This is a genomic window from Streptomyces graminilatus (assembly GCF_001418565.1).
Lineage (GTDB): Bacteria > Actinomycetota > Actinomycetes > Streptomycetales > Streptomycetaceae > Streptomyces > Streptomyces graminilatus.
This window is the reverse complement of the sequence record NZ_LIQQ01000763.1, coordinates 1-3,516: the sequence shown is the minus strand read 5'-3', so window position 1 is coordinate 3,516 and position 3,516 is coordinate 1. Positions and strand designations below refer to the sequence as shown.

At 70.3% G+C, this 3,516-nt stretch carries 2 protein-coding genes and 1 pseudogene; all 3 read right to left on the bottom strand.

Annotated elements, in window-relative coordinates:
* Positions 1 to 2,115 (bottom strand): DEAD/DEAH box helicase (locus tag AOK08_RS41250; RefSeq protein ID WP_277816064.1); only part of this gene is annotated, 2,115 nt, incomplete at its 3' end.
* A 45-nt stretch (positions 2,116 to 2,160) separates the two neighbouring features.
* Positions 2,161 to 2,739 carry a telomere-protecting terminal protein Tpg gene (gene tpg / locus AOK08_RS41245; protein ID WP_055535623.1) on the bottom strand — a complete coding sequence of 193 codons (579 nt, stop codon included), beginning with the start codon at positions 2,737 to 2,739 and terminating at the stop codon, positions 2,161 to 2,163.
* A gap of 22 nt (positions 2,740 to 2,761) precedes the next feature.
* A pseudogene (locus AOK08_RS41240) lies at positions 2,762 to 3,516 on the bottom strand (telomere-associated protein Tap); the annotation flags it as partial.

Here is a 3,516-nt window from a genome sequence, read left to right as displayed (position 1 = left end):
GGGGGTGATGCCGAGTTCGGTGACAAGGCGGGCCTGTTCGGGGTGGAGGGTGTGGAAGGTGAGGCTCTGCGTGCGGACCCATTCGCCGAGAGGTTCGTCGTCGTCGGTGAGGAAGTCGGCGGGCAGGTCGTCGAGGGTGATGCTGGCCTCGGCGTAGGTTCGGGCGGTGTAGTAGAGGCGCTGCCAGCCGATCGGCCAGGGCGGGTTCCACCAGGGGTCGACGGCCGTGAGGGCGGCGTCGGTGGAATCGGGTTCGAGCCCCTTCTCGGTGCGCTCGCGGGCGGTGCGCCGGCGGTTGATGAGCCAGCGTCCGAAGGCGAAATCGCCGATCATCTCCTCGGTGGGGGCGGCGAGGTGACCGTGGCGGTCGGCGTAGTTGCGGGCGTGGAGCAGGCCGCGTTCGGCGGCCTGGGCGAGGAGGTTCCAGATCATGCCGACCTGCTCGAGCGCCTTGGTCTGCCGGGGTTTGAGGGTGCCGGCTGCATACGCCTTGCGCATGCGGTTGATCCAGCGGCCGAGGGCGAAGCCGCTCTCGTCGTCGTGGAGTTGGGGGACGTCGAGGTGGGCGTGGGTTTCGTAGTAGGCGGTGGCGGCGGCCAGGCCGCGGCGGAAGGACGCATCGCGCGGGTACAGGACGCGCAGCCTGAAGGCCTCGGCGATGGTGTCGGCGGGGAATGTCCGGTCGAAGACGACGTCGACCGGGACCTCCTCCCCCTCTTGTTCTTCGTCCTCCGGCTCGGGGTGGGCCGGCTGCTGGGGGACGGCGAGCCGGTCGGCGATGCGGTCGTCGTGGGCCCGCAGGGCTTGCAGGACGCGCCAGAGCGGCTTGTACAGGTTGGAGCCGAGCAGGTCGTCTGCGTCCTCGCCGGGGGCGACGTAGACGGGCACGATCAGGGTGGCCTTCTTGCCCTGGCCGGGCTGCTGGCGCAGGGCGCGGCCGACGGCCTGCACGGTGTCGACGATGGATTCCTTGGGGTCGGCGAAGACGACGGTGTCGATCGCCGGGATGTTGACGCCTTCGCCCAGGAGGCGGGCGTTGGCGATCACCGTGCGGAAGGCGGGAACCAGGTCCTCGACAAGGCGGCCGTCGAACCGGTCGAGGAGGTAGCGACGGTAGTCGGGGTCCTGGGTGCCGTCGATCGCGGCCGCCCACAGCTCGCCGGGGTCGGGACATGCGGTTCCGGTCTCGTCGAGCGCGTACAGGCGGGCCGCGGTCTCGGGGAGGGTGGCGGCGAAGTCGTGGGCGTCGGCAACACGGTGGTGGAAGGAGACGACGCGGCGCAGGTCGAGTTGGGCCATGGCGCGCAGGACAGCGATCTGCAGGGCGGCCTGGCGCAGCTCGGTTTCGGTGGCCTTTTCGGAGATGCCGAGGCGGGCGCGGATGGTGGCCTCGTGGACCTCCATGACGACGACGCGGTAGTCGGCCAACAGGTCCAGGTCGATGGCCTCGGCGAGCGGGAGGCGGTAGCTGGTCTCCCCGTAGAGGGCGGCGTCGTCCATGGAGGCGACGAGGGCGGGGTTGTCGTCCTCGTCGGGTTCGCCGGCCGACCAGATCCGCGGAGTGGCGGTGAGGTAGAGGCGTTTGTGCGCGCGAACGAGGTCGTCGTCGTGTACGGCGGCCCAGCGTTTGCCGAGGTTACCGCTGGTGCGGTGGGCTTCGTCGACGACGATCAGCGACCAGGGCGGCAGAGCGTAGTTGAGATGGGCGTCTTCGACACGGTGCAAGGAGTGGTAGGTGGCGAAGACGGTCAGGTCGGGGTGCCCGTGGACGGCACCGGTGAGGACGTCGGGGTAGGTGGTGTGGGCGACGGGCCCACTGCGGGTGTTGGGGCGTTTGGAGCACAGGGCGAGCACGGGGCCGGTCATACCGGCGGTGCGCCAGTCGTCGATGGTCTGGGCGAGGAGTTCCAGGGTGGGCAGCAGCACCAGGCGGGTGCCCTGCGGGGCGACGCGGGCGGCGATGCGCGCGGCGACGTAGGTCTTGCCGGTGCCGCAGGCCATCACGACGGAGGTACGAGCCGTGTGCCGCAGCGCGGTGACGGCGGCGTGGACGGCGCGGATCTGGTGCTTGCGCAGCCGCACCTTGACGGGCGCGGTGCCGGGGGGTGCAGCCACGGTGATGATCATCAGCCTTTCGGCGCGGCAGGGGTGCGGGCGGGGTCAGCCGAGGGTGAAGCGGATGTGGTCGATGGAGGTCAGGGCGACCTCTTGCAGGCTCTGGGCACGCTTGCCCTTGTCGGTGAAGTAGTCGTAGCGCAGGCCGTCGGCGACGATCTGAGCGAGGTCGTCCTCGTCGGCGCCGGCTTCCTTCGCCTCGTAGAGGGCGCGGGTGGTGTCGGCGTCCAGGCGGCGGGTCATACGCCGGTAGCGGGGGTCGTTGGTGGTGCCGCGCGGGGATTTGAAGCCGAACTTGGCGCGCACGTCGACCTTGAGGCCCTTGGTGGCGATGGCGTCCTGGAAGCGGCGGGCGCGTACGAGGGGCTGCCAGAGCCTGGTCACCTCCTCCTCGATGAGGGCGGCGGTCTCGGGCTTGGCCGTCTTGATCTCGTCGTCGCGGTAGCGCTCGACGGTGCGCTGGCTCTTGCCGATCTTCTCGGCGACCGCGCGGGCCGCCTCGGCGCGGCCCACGCCCTTCTCCTGCTTGAGGAGGAAGCGGATGCGGGCGCCGAGCGTCTTGGGGATCGGCTGGGAGAAGGCCGTGTCCGCGGCCTCCTCCAGGCGGTCTTCGATCAGTCCCACGGTGAGTCAGCTTCCTTACGGTTCAGGCGACGCGGACGAGCGAGGCGTCCTTGATCTCGTTGGCGATGTTCACGCCGTCGGCGAGCAGGTCCAGCGCCCAGGCCATGGTCTGGGAACCCTGGTGTTTGACGGAGCCGGGGTTGACGCCGAGGCGGAAGCCGCCGCGGACGGGCTGGCCGTCGGGGCCGAGCAGGGCGGGCAGCGGGGAGAGGCCGTCGACGGCGTAGATCACGCAGTCGTTGTTGACGGCGAAGGGGTAGCGGTTCGCCGTCTGGGCGAGGTTGTTCATCTTGCGGTGCATGTTGGTGCGCGCCTTGGAGAGGATCATGGCGCGGATGTCGGGCCGCCAGGTCAGGCGCTTCAGTGCCGACCACGGCTCGCCGAAGACGTAGTCGAGGCCGGTGGGGCGCTGGCGCAGCTTGCCGATGCCCGACTTGGCGGTGGACTTGATGACGTTGTTCAGGGTCACCAGCTCCGGGTCGCCGTCCTTGTAGACGGCCATCGCGGCGAGGAACTCCTCGTCGTCGAGGTCCGGGGTGACGCCGAGGCCGTCCATGGTGAGCAGGTAGGCGGCGCGCAGCCGGTCGTACCAGGGCTGGAGGTAGGGGCTGTGGGTGGTGCGGACCCATGCTTCGAGCGGGCGGACGTCGGCGCCGAGTTCGACGGCGTAGGCGACGCTGGGTGTGGCGTACCAGCCGGGGCCTTCGGGGCGCTTGCCGCTGGAGGTGAAGGGGTTGGGCAGGCGGGGGTCGATCTCGACGTGGGAGAGGTCCAGGT